This is a genomic window from Agaribacterium haliotis (assembly GCF_002312815.1).
Lineage (GTDB): Bacteria > Pseudomonadota > Gammaproteobacteria > Pseudomonadales > Cellvibrionaceae > Agaribacterium > Agaribacterium haliotis.
In genome coordinates this window covers 56899-71670 of record NZ_NKQJ01000013.1, presented here as the reverse complement: position 1 = coordinate 71670, position 14772 = coordinate 56899, and the positions used below count along the sequence as shown (strand labels likewise).

Annotated in this window: 14 protein-coding genes and 1 pseudogene; all 15 read left to right on the top strand. The window is 53.6% G+C overall.

The features are described 5' to 3' along the window. Positions 1 to 168 precede the first annotated feature (168 nt). Positions 169 to 954 (top strand): annotated as a pseudogene (gene map / locus CFK45_RS15155) (type I methionyl aminopeptidase); the annotation flags it as partial. Next, entirely contained in the window at positions 954 to 3650 is a 2697-nt protein-coding gene (locus tag CFK45_RS15150; protein ID WP_096087285.1) for a [protein-PII] uridylyltransferase, read from the top strand. The pseudogene map and the gene CFK45_RS15150, both read left to right, overlap by 1 nt. After that, positions 3650 to 4843, top strand: coding sequence for a succinyldiaminopimelate transaminase (gene dapC, locus CFK45_RS15145; RefSeq protein ID WP_096087284.1), 1194 nt, complete (start codon positions 3650 to 3652; stop codon positions 4841 to 4843). The genes CFK45_RS15150 and dapC overlap by 1 nt, the downstream gene beginning before the upstream one ends. Next, entirely contained in the window at positions 4843 to 5514 is a 672-nt protein-coding gene (nth, locus tag CFK45_RS15140; protein WP_239923712.1) for an endonuclease III, read from the top strand. Before dapC ends, nth begins: the two co-directional genes overlap by 1 nt. A gap of 311 nt (positions 5515 to 5825) precedes the next feature. Further along, positions 5826 to 6629: a gluconate 5-dehydrogenase gene (locus CFK45_RS15130; protein WP_096087282.1), complete on the top strand. Its 804-nt coding sequence runs from the start codon at positions 5826 to 5828 to the stop codon at positions 6627 to 6629. A gap of 117 nt (positions 6630 to 6746) precedes the next feature. After that, positions 6747 to 8093: an ABC transporter substrate-binding protein gene (locus CFK45_RS15125; RefSeq protein ID WP_096087281.1), complete on the top strand. Its 1347-nt coding sequence runs from the start codon at positions 6747 to 6749 to the stop codon at positions 8091 to 8093. A gap of 73 nt (positions 8094 to 8166) precedes the next feature. Further along, positions 8167 to 8511 carry an ArsC family reductase gene (locus tag CFK45_RS15120; RefSeq protein WP_096087280.1) on the top strand — a complete coding sequence of 115 codons (345 nt, stop codon included), beginning with the start codon at positions 8167 to 8169 and terminating at the stop codon, positions 8509 to 8511. 20 nt (positions 8512 to 8531) lie between these two features. After that, positions 8532 to 9557 carry a 2,3,4,5-tetrahydropyridine-2,6-dicarboxylate N-succinyltransferase gene (gene dapD, locus CFK45_RS15115; protein WP_096087279.1) on the top strand — a complete coding sequence of 342 codons (1026 nt, stop codon included), beginning with the start codon at positions 8532 to 8534 and terminating at the stop codon, positions 9555 to 9557. A gap of 176 nt (positions 9558 to 9733) precedes the next feature. Next, complete coding sequence (gene dapE, locus CFK45_RS15110; RefSeq protein ID WP_096087278.1) at positions 9734 to 10870, top strand: succinyl-diaminopimelate desuccinylase; 1137 nt, start codon at positions 9734 to 9736, stop codon at positions 10868 to 10870. Next, the gene (moaC, locus tag CFK45_RS15105; RefSeq protein WP_096087277.1) at positions 10867 to 11346 is read left to right on the top strand and encodes a cyclic pyranopterin monophosphate synthase MoaC; all 480 of its coding nucleotides are present in this window, start codon (positions 10867 to 10869) and stop codon (positions 11344 to 11346) included. The genes dapE and moaC overlap by 4 nt, the downstream gene beginning before the upstream one ends. A gap of 1 nt (position 11347) precedes the next feature. Continuing rightward, positions 11348 to 11599: a molybdopterin converting factor subunit 1 gene (gene moaD, locus CFK45_RS15100; RefSeq protein WP_096087276.1), complete on the top strand. Its 252-nt coding sequence runs from the start codon at positions 11348 to 11350 to the stop codon at positions 11597 to 11599. Position 11600: 1 nt separating this feature from the next. Next, positions 11601 to 12047 carry a molybdenum cofactor biosynthesis protein MoaE gene (locus CFK45_RS15095; RefSeq protein WP_096087275.1) on the top strand — a complete coding sequence of 149 codons (447 nt, stop codon included), beginning with the start codon at positions 11601 to 11603 and terminating at the stop codon, positions 12045 to 12047. After that, positions 12048 to 12314 (top strand): hypothetical protein, encoded by a 267-nt coding sequence (locus tag CFK45_RS15090; protein WP_096087274.1) that lies wholly within the window; start codon positions 12048 to 12050, stop codon positions 12312 to 12314. Positions 12315 to 12440: 126 nt separating this feature from the next. After that, complete coding sequence (locus CFK45_RS15085) at positions 12441 to 13550, top strand: EAL domain-containing protein (RefSeq protein WP_096087273.1); 1110 nt, start codon at positions 12441 to 12443, stop codon at positions 13548 to 13550. 154 nt (positions 13551 to 13704) lie between these two features. Further along, on the top strand, positions 13705 to 14772 hold the full coding sequence (locus CFK45_RS15080; protein WP_158224722.1) for a polyamine ABC transporter substrate-binding protein: 1068 nt from the start codon (positions 13705 to 13707) through the stop codon (positions 14770 to 14772).

The following is a 14772-nucleotide window of genomic DNA, read 5'->3' as shown; positions in this document are numbered from 1 at the left end:
CAGACACACCGAGCACAGCCGCTTCTGTTGGCGCCCTAGCCCTCACAAGCCTGAAATCACAGCTCGACACACAGGCAAAGCACCGCCTTATCCCGCTGCGGCAAACACCTGGCTTTTGGTTTAGAATAGCGCCCATTTCCGGGCCTCAAGGCCTACAGAACCAAGCGAGCACACAGGAAATCCATGTCCGTTATTATCAAGACCGCCGAAGATATCGAACACATGCGCACGGCCGGGCGCATGGCCGCAGAAGTACTGGAGATGATCGGCGAGCACGTTGTAGCCGGCACCAGCACCGCCGAAATTGACCGCATCTGTCACGCCTACATCGTCGACAAGCTCAAGGCCATTCCTGCGCCGCTGAACTACAAAGGTTTTCCTAAGTCGATATGCACTTCGGTTAATCAGGTCGTCTGCCACGGCATCCCATCTGAGAAAAAAATCCTCAAAGAAGGCGACATCGTCAATATCGATATCACCGTGATTTACAACGGCTACCACGGTGATACCAGCCGCATGTTTTATGTCGGCAAAGTGGCCCCGCACGCGGCGCGCCTGTGCAAAGTCACTCAGGAGTGCCTCTACAAAGGCATAGCCTTAGTGCGCCCGGGGGCCCGTCTCGGCGACATCGGCCAGGTCATTCAGGCTCACGCCGAAAGCAACCACTACAGTGTGGTGCGCGAATACTGCGGCCATGGCATCGGCAAAGGCTTTCACGAAGAGCCTCAGGTGCTGCACTACGGCCGCAAAGGCAGTGGCCTCGAGTTAAAAGAAGGCATGTGTTTTACCATCGAGCCGATGATCAATGCCGGCAAGCGCCACACCAAACTCAAAGGCGACCAGTGGACGGTCGAAACCAAAGACGGCCGCCTTTCGGCTCAATACGAGCACACCCTTGCAGTGACCAAGGACGGCTGTGAAGTACTCACCGCCCGCTCCGAGGAAAGCTTTTAATGCACGTCGACACCATCCCCCACTACGCTTGCCAGCCGCTGAGCTTTAACCAAAAGCAGTTTCGTCAAAAGCTGCGAAGCAGCGCGCCCATTCAAGCGTTTAAAGACGCCATCAGCGGCATGAATTCGCATTTTGAAATGCGTTTTCGCGAGGGGGGCAATATTCGCTCACTGATCGAAGAGCGCGCCGCATTTATTGATGTTGTTCTGCACTACGCCTGGTACAGCCACCGCTGGGACGACGACGCCTGCCTAATGGCGGTCGGCGGCTACGGCCGCGGCGAGCTGCACCCACACAGCGATATCGACATCCTGATTTTATTTGGCAACCAAGTCGGCGATAAATACAACGAGCAACTGCAGGCACTGGTCACTTTTTTATGGGATATCGGCCTGGAAATTGGCTCGAGCGTGCGCAGCATAGAGCAGTGCATCGATATCGCCGAGCAAGACATTACCGTCGCGACAAACCTGCTCGAGTCGCGCCGCATCGCGGGCAACGACGCGCTCAGAGATCAACTGCAGCGCGCTACAGGCCCAGAGCAGATGTGGCCACTGAAAGCTTTTTTTAAAGCCAAGTGGGCCGAGCAAGTCGAGCGCCACAACAAACACAACAACACCGAGTGCAATTTAGAGCCCAATATTAAAAACGCCCCCGGCGGCCTGCGCGATTTACAAATGATTAACTGGGTCGCCAAGCGCTATTTTGGCGTGCGCACCTTGCGCGAGCTCGAAGGCCAGGACTTCTTTACCGAGCGAGAGTTTGCCATGCTGCGCGCCGCCGAAGAATTCTTATGGGCGGTTCGCTTTGGCCTACACCTGATCAGCGGCCGCGCCGAAGAGCGCCTGCTGTTTGAATACCAACGCGAACTGGCCAGGCTCTTTGGCTACGAAGACAACGAGCTCAGCCTCGGTGTCGAGCGTTTTATGCACAAGTACTACCGCATTGTTATTTCACTGCGCGAGCTCAACGATGTATTGCTTGGCTGGCTCGATGAGAAAATTAACTACCGCGACGGCCAGCATAAAATCCAGCCGTTGAACGAACGTTTTCAGTTGCACGACAATTACATCGAAGTGGTGCACAGCAAAGTTTTCGATCTACACCCATCAGCCCTGCTAGAGGTTTTTGTGCTGATGGGCAACAACCCGAGCATCAGCGGTATAAGGGCATCAACCATTCGTTTGATTCGGGAAAAGCGCGTTTTAATCGATGACAAATTTCGCCAAGATGCGCTGAATAAAGCGATGTTTTTGCAAATTTTTTCTATCAGTTACGGCCTTGTCACCCAGCTTGGGCGCATGAAACGCTACGGTGTATTAGGCCGCTACTTGCCGGCATTTGGCAAAATTACCGGGCAAATGCAGCACGACCTATTCCACCGCTACACGGTTGATGCGCACACCTTATTAGTTATTAGAAATATGCGCCGCTTTACTCAACCGGCCGAAGAGAAACAGTTCCCGATCGCCGCGACGATCCTGCGCCACCTCCCCAAACCTGAACTGCTGTATATCGCTGGCCTTTTTCACGATATTGCCAAGGGCCGCGGTGGCGATCACAGCGAGCTCGGCGCCATCGATGCGCTTGAGTTTTGCCAGAGCCACGGCTTGAGCGGCAAAGAGAGCCGCCTGGTGGCATGGCTGGTCGAAAAACATTTGTTGATGTCTTATGTCAGCCAGAAAAAAGACATCAGCGACCCCGATGTTATTCGCGATTTTGCCATTGCGGTGGGCGATCAGGGGCGCCTTGACCACCTGTTTGCGTTAACCGTTGCCGACATGTGCGCAACCAACCCGGAGGTGTGGAATACCTGGCGGGCAAGCCTGATGCGCCAACTCTATACCGAGACCAAACGCGCACTGAGGCTCGGCCTCGAAAACACCGTCGACAAGCAAGAGCTGATAGAAGAGACACAAAGCAAAGCGCTGGCCGCTCTCACAGCCAGGGGTATTAGCGAAAAACAAGCCTGGCAATTTTGGCAGGATATGGGCGACGAATACTTTATTCGCGAAAACCATGTTGATATCGCCAATCAAACCGAAGCACTAAGCAAACACAACAGCCCCGCCCCACTGATATTAATTAGTGAAACCACCGACAGAAAACTCGAAGGTGCAACCCAAATATTTATTTGGGCTCGGGATGCGCGCCATGTCTTTATTGCGGCAACAACTTGTCTGGCTCAGCAGGGCCTAAATATTCAAGACGCCAAAATTTATCAAAGCGCCTCGGGCCACACGCTCGATACGTTTTACGTGCTCAACGAAAACTTTGAGTTTCTCGGCAACGACAGCGAACGCTATCAAAAAATTCACGACGCACTGCAGCAAGAGCTCGCTTTAATCGGTGAATACAGTGACATTGTCAAACGCCGCACGCCGCGAGAGCTAAAACAGTTTAGCACCCCAACAAGCACAAGCATGAGCAATGACATCGTCAGCGGCTACACCGTTCTCGAAGTCATCAGCCCCGACAGGCCCGGCTTTCTAGCCACCATTGCTCAGGCCTTTATGGAAGAAGACATTATCGTTCACAACGCGCGCATAACAACACTCGGGGAGCGTGTTGAAGATGTGTTTTTCATTACCGATGTCGATGGCAACGCTCTCAGCGACGTTGAGCGCTGCGCTGAGCTGCAAGATAAAATTCGCCGCCGACTCGACCGTCAAGTTAGAAAAGAATTAGCCAGCTGATGAATCCAGATTTAAACCTGCTTCAACCCTACCCGTTTGAAAAATTAAACCAATTAAAAGCGGGTATTACCCCAAAGACTAATGCGGCGCATATTGCACTGTCGATAGGCGAACCCAAACACAGCCCACCGGCATTTGTTCTGGAAAAGCTCGCGGCCGAGCTCGGCCGGGTCAGCAACTACGCGGCCACCAAAGGTTTAACAGAACTTCGCGAAAGCATAAGTAGCTGGGCTTGCCAACGCTTTCAGTTGAAAGCCCTCGATGCACAGACAGCTATTTTACCCGTTAACGGCACACGCGAAGCTATTTTTGCTTTTACCCAAGCCTGCATTGATCGCAGTGCAAGCTCAGCAAAAGTGTTAATGCCGAACCCGTTTTATCAAATTTACGAAGGTGCTGCTAAGCTCGCCGGCGCCGAGCCCGTATTTTTGAACTGCCTCGAGCAAAACGCTTTTATTCCGGACTTTGACAGCATCGATGAAAAAACTTGGCGAGACTGCCAATTACTTTTTTTATGCAGCCCGGGCAATCCCACCGGAGCGGTGCTTAGTAGCGACACGCTTAAAAAGCTGATTGCACTTGCAGATAAATACGATTTTATTATCGCCAGCGACGAGTGTTATTCAGAACTTTATTTTGATGAAAATAAAGCGCCAACTGGCTTGCTACAGGCCTGCGCCGAATTGGGCCGCGACGACTACCAGCGCTGCGTGGTATTTCACAGTTTGAGCAAGCGCTCTAATCTTCCCGGGCTGCGCTCAGGTTTTATTGCCGGTGACAGTGAATTGATTCAACAATTTTTGTTATATCGAACCTATCACGGCTGCGCCATGCCTGTTCACACACAACTGGCCAGCATCGCCGCCTGGAATGACGAAAAACACGTATTGGCCAATCGCGAACTCTACCGACAAAAATTTGCCGCCGTGTGCCAAACACTTAACGGCGTGCTCGAGGTGAAACAGCCGCCTGCCAGTTTTTACCTTTGGCCTAAGACGCCTATCGACGAACAGGAGTTTGCCCGGCGCTTGTATCAAGAGCAAAACGTCACCGTGCTGCCTGGTTCCTACTTGGCTCGGCAGGCAGACGGGCTCAACCCCGGCTGTGGTTATGTGCGCATGGCCCTGGTTGCCACACTGGAAGAATGCATTGATGCCGCCGAGCGTATTTGTCAGTTTACTCGGAGTTTATAGTGAGCGAGCAGCGCAATTTATTAAAAAAAGAGCGGGTTGCCTACATACTAAAAACACTGCAAGCGCTATATCCTGAGCCGCCGATCCCGCTCGATCACAAGGACGCCTACACCCTGCTGGTAGCAGTACTGCTCTCTGCTCAGTGCACCGACGAACGCGTCAATCAAATCACCCCGGCACTGTTTGCATTGGCCGACAACGCCTTTGATATGGCAAAAAAAGACGTAGAGCAAATCAGGGAAATTATTCGCCCCTGCGGCCTGAGTCCACAAAAAAGCAAAGCGATAAAAAAACTCAGTGAAATTTTAGTCGCCGAGTACGACGGCGAAGTCCCCGCCGATATCGAAGCGCTTGAACAGCTGCCCGGTGTAGGCCACAAAACCGCCAGTGTGGTGATGTCCCAGTTTTTTTCTGTGCCGAGTTTTCCGGTCGACACCCATATCCACCGCCTCGCTCAGCGCTGGGGTTTGAGCAGTGGCAAAAGTGTTGCCCAGACGGAAAAAGATTTAAAGCGCCTATTCCCCAAAGAGTGCTGGAACGATCTACACCTGCAAATCATTTACTACGGCCGCGAGTACTGCTCCGCTCGCGGTTGTGACGGCCGCAAATGCGATATCTGCCGAAGCTGCTACCCGCTTAGAAAAAAGCCCAAAATCACCCGCAAAGCCTAAAACACAGACAAGTGCTCAGTGCCACAGCTCGGCCACAGCTCGGCCACAGGCAAAGTAACTACAAGGTCATTGGCGTTGAGCACTGCGCGGGTTTTGCAAGCGCTTTTTAGCGCCCAAGTTAATACCGTTCTACAGCGTTGATCCTGATCAAGCCCACCCCCAATAGCCGCACCTGAAGGCGCGCGATTCGTTAAGCTAAGCATCTGGTTCGCAGAGAGCTGCCCGTCCTGGCGCCGCTCAAAAATTAAAACTACAATGCTGCTTGCTCTGCAACCGTGTAAGTTTCAATCAACATGATGGATTAGGCTCCTATGATTAACGAACTTTTTGATTTAAAAGGGAAGGTAGCTCTGGTTACCGGCGGTACTCACGGCATTGGTATGGCTTGTGGCATGCTGCTCGGCAAAGCCGGCGCTAAAGTTGTTATCAACGATATTTTTGAAGACAAGCTCGAAGCCTGTAAAGAAGAATACGCCAAAGAAGGCGTCGACGTTTACACGCTGACATTTAACGTCGCCAAAGAAGATGAGGTTGACGCAGGGATTTCTCAAATTGAAAAAGAAGTTGGCCCGGTTGATATTCTGGTCAACAACGCAGGCATTATTAAGCGTGTTCCTATTTTGGACATGCCGACTGAAGAGTTCCGCGAAGTTGTCGATATCGATTTGGTGGCACCTTTTATTGTTGCCAAACGTGTGGCCCCGAGCATGATTGAGCGCCGCCAGGGCAAGATCATCAACATGTGCTCAATGATGAGCGTTTACGGCCGTCAAAATGTTAGCGCCTACGCCGCCGCCAAAGGTGGCCTGAAGCTGCTGACTCAAAACATGTGTTGTGAGTGGGCCAAGTACGGCCTGCAAGTCAACGGTATCGGCCCCGGTTACATCGCAACGGCACAAACTGCACCTATTCGAGTGAACGGTCACCCGTTTAACAACCTGGTGATGACTCGCACGCCCGCCAACCGCTGGGGCGAACCAGAAGACGTAGGTAAAGCTGCGCTGTTCCTCGCCTCAAAAGCTGCTGACTTTGTAAACGGCCAGGTTTTGTATGTCGATGGCGGCATCATTGCCAACTTCGGTTACGTAGAAGGTGAAAACACCAACGTCGAATAAGCGTAACCCGTTTTAGATCAAAAAGGCTGCTTCTCAGAGCAGCCTTTTTTTGTGCCTTCAGAAAAAGCAGCGCATACTTAGGAAAACTCAACGGAGCCCGGCTCCCAAAAGTCCAGTATGCGTTACGATCTACTCACCGCCAAAGTCCGGAACCTTGCACCGCACTGGACTAGCATCGTCGCTTTAGCGCTGTATTTAACCTTAGTACAACCCCTTTCGGCGCCATTTGCTAGCGCACTTAGCCCGCCCCAAGATCCAGGCAGCACCAAGCAAAAGCGAGAGATTGTTGTTGCAACACAAATATCATACGGCGCTGAACGCGCCATATTCACCCGTTTATTGAATGACTACGAAAAACAACACCCCGAAACCCAAATAACAATACGTTTTTTCAGGGGCGACTATAGCGACAGCATCAATGCGTGGATCCAACAGGGCTCGGGCCCAGAGCTGTTTTACTGGTACAGCGGCGCCCACACCGACCGCCTCGCTCGCGAGGGCAAATTACGCGAGCTGAGCGCCGTGTGGCAAAAGAGCGCGCTCGAAAGCAAGCTCGATAGCTATACCGTCGAAGCCGTCATGTACCAGGGGCGCCCCTACGCCATTCCCGTTTCGTTTTATCCGTGGACTTTTTATTATCGCGCCTCACTATTTGAGAAGTATCAATTGAATGTCCCCCAAAACTGGGCCGAGCTGATAAACGCCTGCAAAGTATTCTCCGCCGAGGGGCGCAGCTTGATTTCGCTCGGCCATGAGAATATTTGGCCGAGCTTAATTTGGTTTGATTATTTAAGCCTGCGCTTGTGGGGCAAAGATTTTTATCTGCGTTTACTTGGCAAAAAAGCACAATGGAACGGCGAAGAAGTGCGCGAAGTACTCGTTTATTTAAAACAGGCCATTGATGCAAAGTGTTTTAACACTCAAAGCCACAGGGAATTAAACTTAGTCAGCGCACTGCCGCGACTGTATCACGAGCGCGCATTGATGCAGTTAACCGGCGCCTACACCCTCGGCAACTTACCCAAATCTATCCGCGCGGATTTTAGAGCGGCGCCCTTCCCCAAAATCAAAGACAAGCTTGCCATGTTCACAGTTGTGCCGGTAGATACCTACAGCGTGCCGTACTATGCCAAGCTCGATGAACACTTGCTGTCACTACTTTCCTACTTGGCCAACCAGGAATTTCAGCTCCAACTAAATATGCCCGCAAGCCGGCTGCCTCCGAATCTTGAAGCGCAGCCCTACATACTCGACGCACTACAGCGCGAAACGTTGAGTTTTATCGACCAAGCACCGCGCACACTTTATTTTGATCGCGAAAGCCACCCTCAGCTGGCCATGGATATCGCCCACGTACTGGTCGATTTTTTTGATAAACCCGACATCGAGTTGACATTAAAGCGCTTAAAGAGCGCCAGCGACGAGTTTTATCGCAAACACCCGGAGTTTGCGCTGGAGTACTGACGCTGCATTCGCGATGACAATTTGCTATGCTTGCCGCCCCTCCAAGGGGCATAAATAAGGCACGCAAAAACCCATGACAAGGCTATACGGCATCCCCAACTGCGACACGGTCAAAAAAGCCCGTCGCTGGCTTGAGCAACAACAGCAAGACGTTGAATTCCACGATTTTCGCAAAGACGGCCTCGAGCTTGAGCAAATTCAAACTTGGCTTGAGCAGGTCGGTGTCGAGCTTTTGCTAAATAAACGCAGCACCACCTGGAAGCAGCTCAGCGACGACGAAAAAGCGCAGGCGCAAACTGCACAGTGCGCAGCGCTATTGCAAGCCAAGCCCACCCTAATTAAGCGCCCGGTACTCGATATCGACGGCGATATCCACATCGGCTTTAAAGCCGAGCTCTATTCACAAATTTTTAGTTAACAGATACAGAGGATCAGGCAATGTACGCACTCGGTATAGGCGTCGGCACTCAAAACTCCAAAGGCGAATGGCTGGAAGTCATGTTCCCACAGCCGCAACTGGCGCCTTCTGAAGCCCTTGGCAAAGCCGTAGCTGAGCAACTTGGCTACGAAGGCGGTAACGCCACAATCGAATTTACCAGCGACAAAGCAGCTGCGCTGGCAGACAGCATTAAGGCGGCCGGCAATGAAGCACTGGCCGCAAGTGTTGCCGCGATGGCCAACAGCAAGCGCCCCCTGCTTGCCGTTCTTCTGGCCGCTGATGAAGCGCCGGCCTCTGTTGGCGAAGTCTACCTGAAGCTGCAATTGATCAGCCACCGCCTGGTTCAGCCTCACGGCCTGAAGCTGGACGGCATGTTTGGCCTGCTGCCCAACGTTGCCTGGACCAGCGAAGGCGCCATCGCCATCGACGAGCTCGAAGCTCGCCAGCTGCAAGCCCGCATTGAAGGCCGTACCATCAGCGTCGACTGTGTCGACAAGTTCCCTAAAATGACCGACTACGTAGTGCCTGCCGGCGTGCGTATCGCCGATACTGCGCGTATCCGCCTCGGTGCTCACATCGGTGAAGGCACCACCGTTATGCACGAAGGTTTTGTTAACTTCAACGCCGGTACGCTCGGTACCTCGATGGTTGAAGGCCGCATCTCCGCTGGCGTCGTTGTCGGCAAAGGTTCCGACCTCGGCGGCGGCTGCTCAACCATGGGTACCTTAAGTGGCGGCGGCAACATTGTTATTTCTGTCGGCGAAGAAAGCCTGATTGGCGCCAATGCCGGTATCGGCATCCCTCTGGGTGACCGCTGCATTGTTGAGAGTGGCCTGTATGTTACTGCCGGCACTAAAATCGCCCTGCTCGACGATCAGAAGAATGTGGTTGAACACGTCAAAGGCCGCGATCTGGCCGGCAAACACGACCTGCTGTTCCGCCGCAACTCGGTAAGCGGTGCGGTTGAATGCCTGACCAACAAAAGCGCCATTGCTTTGAACGACGAGTTGCACAGCAACAACTAAGCTCAAGCAGTCTGGGCAGGAGCCAAGCCATGCGGGCATGGGGCTGGTTAAGCCTCCCCAGACACGCTGTGAACCCATCCCTGGGGGCTCGACTGCCGCTTCCCTGCGGCAGACGGTCTGGTGAGGCTCCACCAGCCCCCTGCTTTGACCACCGAGCCAATTTCTTGAGAACCGCGATGAGTGAATTAAGCCCTACCCTCGAGCTCGCCTGCGAACTGATTCGCCGCCAGAGCATCACCCCCGACGACGCCGGTTGTTCGGCCTTAATGTGTGAGCGCCTAGAAGCCATAGGCTTTAAGGTTGAGCATCTGCGTTTTGACGATGTCGACAACTTCTGGGCCGTTCGCGGTGAAGAAGGGCCAATCTTTGCTTTTGCAGGCCATACCGATGTCGTGCCCACCGGCGATGAAAGCGCGTGGACCCACCCTCCGTTTGAGCCGACCATCGAAGACGGCATGCTCTACGGTCGCGGCGCAGCCGATATGAAAGGCAGCCTTGCGGCGATGGTGACGGCCTGTGAAGACTTTGTCGCCAAACACCCCAAGCACCAGGGGCGCATCGCCTTTTTGATCACCAGCGACGAAGAAGGTGTGGCCATTAACGGCACCGTGAAGGTTGTTGAGTGGCTCGAAGCGCGCAATGAAAAGATTACCTGGTGCCTTGTCGGCGAGCCCTCTTCGACCAATGAAGTTGGCGATGTGATCAAAAACGGTCGCCGCGGCTCACTCGGCTGCTGGATGACAGTCAAAGGCAAACAGGGCCACGTTGCCTACCCCCATCTTGCCGACAACCCGATCCACAAACTGGCACCGGCCTTGGCCGAGATGGCGGCAGAGACTTGGGATGAAGGCAATGACTTCTTTCCGGCAACCAGCTTCCAGGTCAGCAATATGAGCAGCGGCACCGGCGCGACCAATGTCATCCCCGGCACCGTCGAGCTGATCTTCAACTTCCGCTTTTCAACCGAGCTGACCGAAGAGCAGCTGCGCAGTCGCTCCGAAGCCATCTTCGACAAACACGGCCTCGACTATGACTGTAAGTGGGTACTCAGCGGCCACCCGTTTTTGACGGCCGAGGGCAAGCTGGTTGAAGCCGCAGTAAAAGCCATCAAAAGCCAATGCGGCCGCGACACCGAGCTGAGCACCGCCGGCGGCACTTCCGACGGCCGCTTTATCGCACCCACTGGCGCACAGGTATTGGAGCTTGGCCCGGTCAACGCCACCATCCACCAAGTCAATGAATGTGTGAAGGCGGCCGATCTCGATCTGCTCAGCGCCACCTACGCCCAGATCCTTGAGGAGCTGCTTGCATGAGTGAATTTACCCACTTAAATGAGCGCGGCGAAGCCCACATGGTCGATATCAGCGGTAAAGCGCCGAGCAAACGCGTAGCCCTGGCCCAGTCTTCAATTCAGCTTGGCGAAGAAGCCTACACCCTGCTGGTCGAAGGCAAGCACAAAAAAGGCGATGTTTTTGCCGTGGCGCGCATTGCCGGTATCCAGGCCGCAAAACGTTGCAGCGACTTGATTCCTCTGTGCCACCCGCTTATGTTAAGCAAGGTCAGTGTCGACTTTGACAAAGACGGCGATACTCACACGATCACCGCCATTGCCCGCTGTGAGCTCGAAGGCAAAACCGGCGTAGAGATGGAAGCACTGACCGCCGCCTCGGTCGCTACCTTGACCATCTATGATATGTGCAAGGCCGTCGACAAAGGCATGCGTATCGTCAATACCGAGCTACTTGAAAAACACGGCGGTAAAAGTGGCAGCTGGGCACGCGAGGGCTGATATGACCATCTCCATTCTCTATTTTGCCAAACTGGCCGAGCTGCTTGGCCGCGATGAGGAGAAGCTTGAGCTCGCCAGCAGCCTGACGGTGGCCGAGCTTAAAGCACTGCTCGGCGAACGCGGCGAGCAGTGGCAAAAAGCCCTCAATGACAGCGGCACTCGCTGCGCAGTGAACCAGGAGATCGCCCAGGCCGATACCGCCATCACTGCCGGCGCCGAAGTGGCCTTTTTCCCTCCGGTCACAGGCGGCTGAAATGATTCGGGTTCAACGGGAGGACTTCGACGTCCAAAGTGAATATCAGGCTCTGCTCCAGGCAGACAGTAGTGAGCGTTTCAATACCGGTGCTGCAACCATGTTTGTTGGCCTGGTGCGCGACTTTGGCGACAGCAAGGCCTTCGAACTCAAACACTACCCGGGCATGACCGAAAAAGTGCTTGAGCGCATCGAAACCGAAGCTCGCAAACGCTGGCAGCTGCTTAGTGTGCGTATTATTCACCGGGTCGGCCCGCTGAGCCCCGCAGACCAGATTGTGTTTGTCGGCGTTAGCAGCCGCCACCGCGCCGACGCCTTTGCCGCCTGTGAATACCTGATCGACCTGCTGAAAAACCAGGCCCCGTTTTGGAAAAAAGAAGGTGAACACTGGGTCGAAGCCAAGCAAAGTGATGCCCAGCGTGCTCTGCGCTGGATGGACAGCCGGTAAATGCCCTGGCAGCGCCTAAAAAAAGCCCTGCATCGACACTACCTCGCCCCCGAGCACAAGGTGTTTAAACGCTGGCGCGACGGGTTTATTTATTTTTGTGTTGGCCTTGCCAGTATTTACATGGCCAATATCTATATGCAGCATTCCCTCGAGCAAGAATTAATCAGCCTCGCCGGCTTGCTGTTTGTCGGGCTCGGTTTTTTTATTGCAATGGGCGCCTATATACGCCTGTTGATATCTCGCTTCCTGCGTTTTTTTAAACGTTGAAATCGCTACAGAATTTCAAAACCAGAATACCCAAGCGCCCGGCGGCAAACGGCATAAACAAAAACTGGCGAAGCCCCACCGCGCAGACAATACTGGTAAAACTGCTCATTACCAGCAAAGCACGCTATGGCCACTTGGTACCTCGAAGGCTATTTTGATAGTGAGGGCAGCCTGCAGCGCCGCCCTCTACTTCACTTTCCCATCGTACTCGGGCGCGAACGCAGCCTCGACTGCTGTATTCAGGCGGCCAGCATCAGCCGCCAACACTGCGCCATTGAACTTATCGCAGACAAACTACAGATCGAAGACTTAAATAGTCGCAACGGCACCTTTGTCAATCGCGAACGAATAAGCGCTCTCACCAAGCTCAATCACGGCGACGTTTTACATCTTGGCGATCTGGAGTTTCGCCTGATCGAAGAACAGCAGGAAAAGCGCGACCCAGCCGGCAGTGACGAAACCAGCATGCTGAGCATGAGCAAGCTCAGCGAGCGCTTCCCCTGCGGTATTCACGACCTCGAAGAATTAATGGCGAAACGCCAAATCGAACCGGTATATCAGCCGATAGTCGATGCCAAAAGCGCCCGGCGCTGCGGCAATGAATTGCTCAGCCGCAGCACAAATGCCAACCTGAGCCCAAGCCCCATCGAACTCTACCGGCTCGCAGAGAGCTTTAGCCTCGAAATCGAGCTCAGCGAACTGATGCGCGACATCGGCGTCGAAACCGCGGCAAAGGCCAGGCTCAACGGCGAACTCTGGCTCAATACCCACCCGGCCGAACTCAAAGACATCGACCGCCTGCTCAGCAGCCTCACCCAACTCAAGCAGCGCCACCCCAACGTTCAGCTATTACTTGAGATCCACGAGCAGGCGATTACCGATGATTTAAGTGCTCTTTCTTACCTTAAACAGCAGCTAAACCAACTGGATATGCGCTTGGCTTTTGACGACTTTGGTGTCGGTCAGAGCCGTCTGATAGAGCTTGTCGAAGCCAAACCCGACATTATCAAATTTGATCGCGTATTAATCGCCGGGCTTAAGCAAGCGGGGCTGGAGCGCCAGCAGTTAGTTCAACACCTGGTCGAACTGGTTAAGTCTCTACACATACTAACCCTCGCTGAAGGGGTTGGTAACCTGGATGAATATCAAGCGTGTGCAGCACTCGAGTTTGAGTTGTACCAGGGCTTTCACTTCTGCCGACCGCAAAAAATAAGTTATTTCCAAACCCACAACTAAGCCAGGACCTGTGCTCAACGTGCCTAACAGCCTAAAAACTCAGGCTTCAACAGAGCCGCATTGAATTAGTGTTAACAGGCCCTGGAGCAGCGGCCGGTATTTGAGCATCTATACTGCTAGCTAAGGACCTACTCTACTGCAAAAGGAAATCCGCTTGCCCCCTTACAACCTGCGTCACATATTGAGCCTTGCTTGTTTCTGCCTGGGCTGCGGCTTTTGCCACGCAGATACGCTGCATATATTGACCTGGGAAGACTATCTCAGTGAAAAGACCGTCAACGCCTGGGAACAACACAGCGGCCACTCAATCAAACAGCTCTATTTTGACAACGACGAGTCGCGCGACAGCCTGCTAATTGCTCCGCAGGGGCAACAGATAGACCTGGCCATTGTCGATGAAAATGTCTCAAACTTATTTGGCGAGAACAGTGCGTTTGTCGCCGTAAAAGATTATCCCGAGCTAGATATGCTGCGCCACATTGACCCGCAATGGAGCGAGCGCTGCGGCGCCTATTCCACCCCCTATCTCTGGGGAACACTGGGCCTTGCGTGGCGAACAGATAAGCTCGAGCGCAAACCGACAAGCTGGGACAGCGTGCTTAGAGCTGACGCCGATACTAGCGGCCATATCAGCCTACTCAAAGACGCCGTCGACAGTTTTGCACCGGCGTTGTTAAGCCTCTCTGAGGACATCAACACCGGCAATCGCGACCTGCTGCGAAGCGCTTTTGAACTCACGCGCAAAGCCTTGCCCTCAGTACTGACCTTTGAGTACCCGATTAGTTTTCTAAAATCTGAGCAGTCAAAAGAAAGCGCGGACAAACTCTGGCTGGCCATGGCTTACAGCGGTGACCAGCACGTTTTAAATAAAATAGCAGGCGCGCAGTTGTGGGCTTACAGCGTGCCCGACGAGGGCAGTATTTTGTGGATAGACTGTTTTGCCGTGCTCAGTCGCAGCCGCCAAAAGGCGCTAGCTTTTGACTTTTTAAACTTCATAAACCGGCCTCAGATTAACGCTGAAAACTCAGAAGCCATCGGCAGCCCCACGAGTAACCTCCGCGCCCAGGCGCTGCAAAGCGCAAGTTTTCGCAACGACAGCGCGATCTACCCGCCCCCTGAGATTATTCAGCGCAGTCAACTTGCCAAGCCGCTGAGCCATGAAAATATGCAAATACGCAGCCGCATGGCCAGCGCTTTGTTAAAGATTCACTCCGCGCAGTAA

What these genes read in the sequence shown, in the direction of transcription:
- CFK45_RS15085 (WP_096087273.1), top strand. Translation starts at nt 12,441, where the DNA reads ATGGCCACTTGGTACCTCGAAGGCTATTTTGATAGTGAGGGCAGCCTG.
- dapC (WP_096087284.1), top strand. Translation starts at nt 3,650, where the DNA reads ATGAATCCAGATTTAAACCTGCTTCAACCCTACCCGTTTGAAAAATTA.
- CFK45_RS15090 (WP_096087274.1), top strand. Translation starts at nt 12,048, where the DNA reads ATGCCCTGGCAGCGCCTAAAAAAAGCCCTGCATCGACACTACCTCGCC.
- moaD (WP_096087276.1), top strand. Translation starts at nt 11,348, where the DNA reads ATGACCATCTCCATTCTCTATTTTGCCAAACTGGCCGAGCTGCTTGGC.
- dapD (WP_096087279.1), top strand. Translation starts at nt 8,532, where the DNA reads ATGTACGCACTCGGTATAGGCGTCGGCACTCAAAACTCCAAAGGCGAA.
- moaC (WP_096087277.1), top strand. Translation starts at nt 10,867, where the DNA reads ATGAGTGAATTTACCCACTTAAATGAGCGCGGCGAAGCCCACATGGTC.
- CFK45_RS15120 (WP_096087280.1), top strand. Translation starts at nt 8,167, where the DNA reads ATGACAAGGCTATACGGCATCCCCAACTGCGACACGGTCAAAAAAGCC.
- CFK45_RS15125 (WP_096087281.1), top strand. Translation starts at nt 6,747, where the DNA reads ATGCGTTACGATCTACTCACCGCCAAAGTCCGGAACCTTGCACCGCAC.
- CFK45_RS15150 (WP_096087285.1), top strand. Translation starts at nt 954, where the DNA reads ATGCACGTCGACACCATCCCCCACTACGCTTGCCAGCCGCTGAGCTTT.
- CFK45_RS15130 (WP_096087282.1), top strand. Translation starts at nt 5,826, where the DNA reads ATGATTAACGAACTTTTTGATTTAAAAGGGAAGGTAGCTCTGGTTACC.
- dapE (WP_096087278.1), top strand. Translation starts at nt 9,734, where the DNA reads ATGAGTGAATTAAGCCCTACCCTCGAGCTCGCCTGCGAACTGATTCGC.
- CFK45_RS15095 (WP_096087275.1), top strand. Translation starts at nt 11,601, where the DNA reads ATGATTCGGGTTCAACGGGAGGACTTCGACGTCCAAAGTGAATATCAG.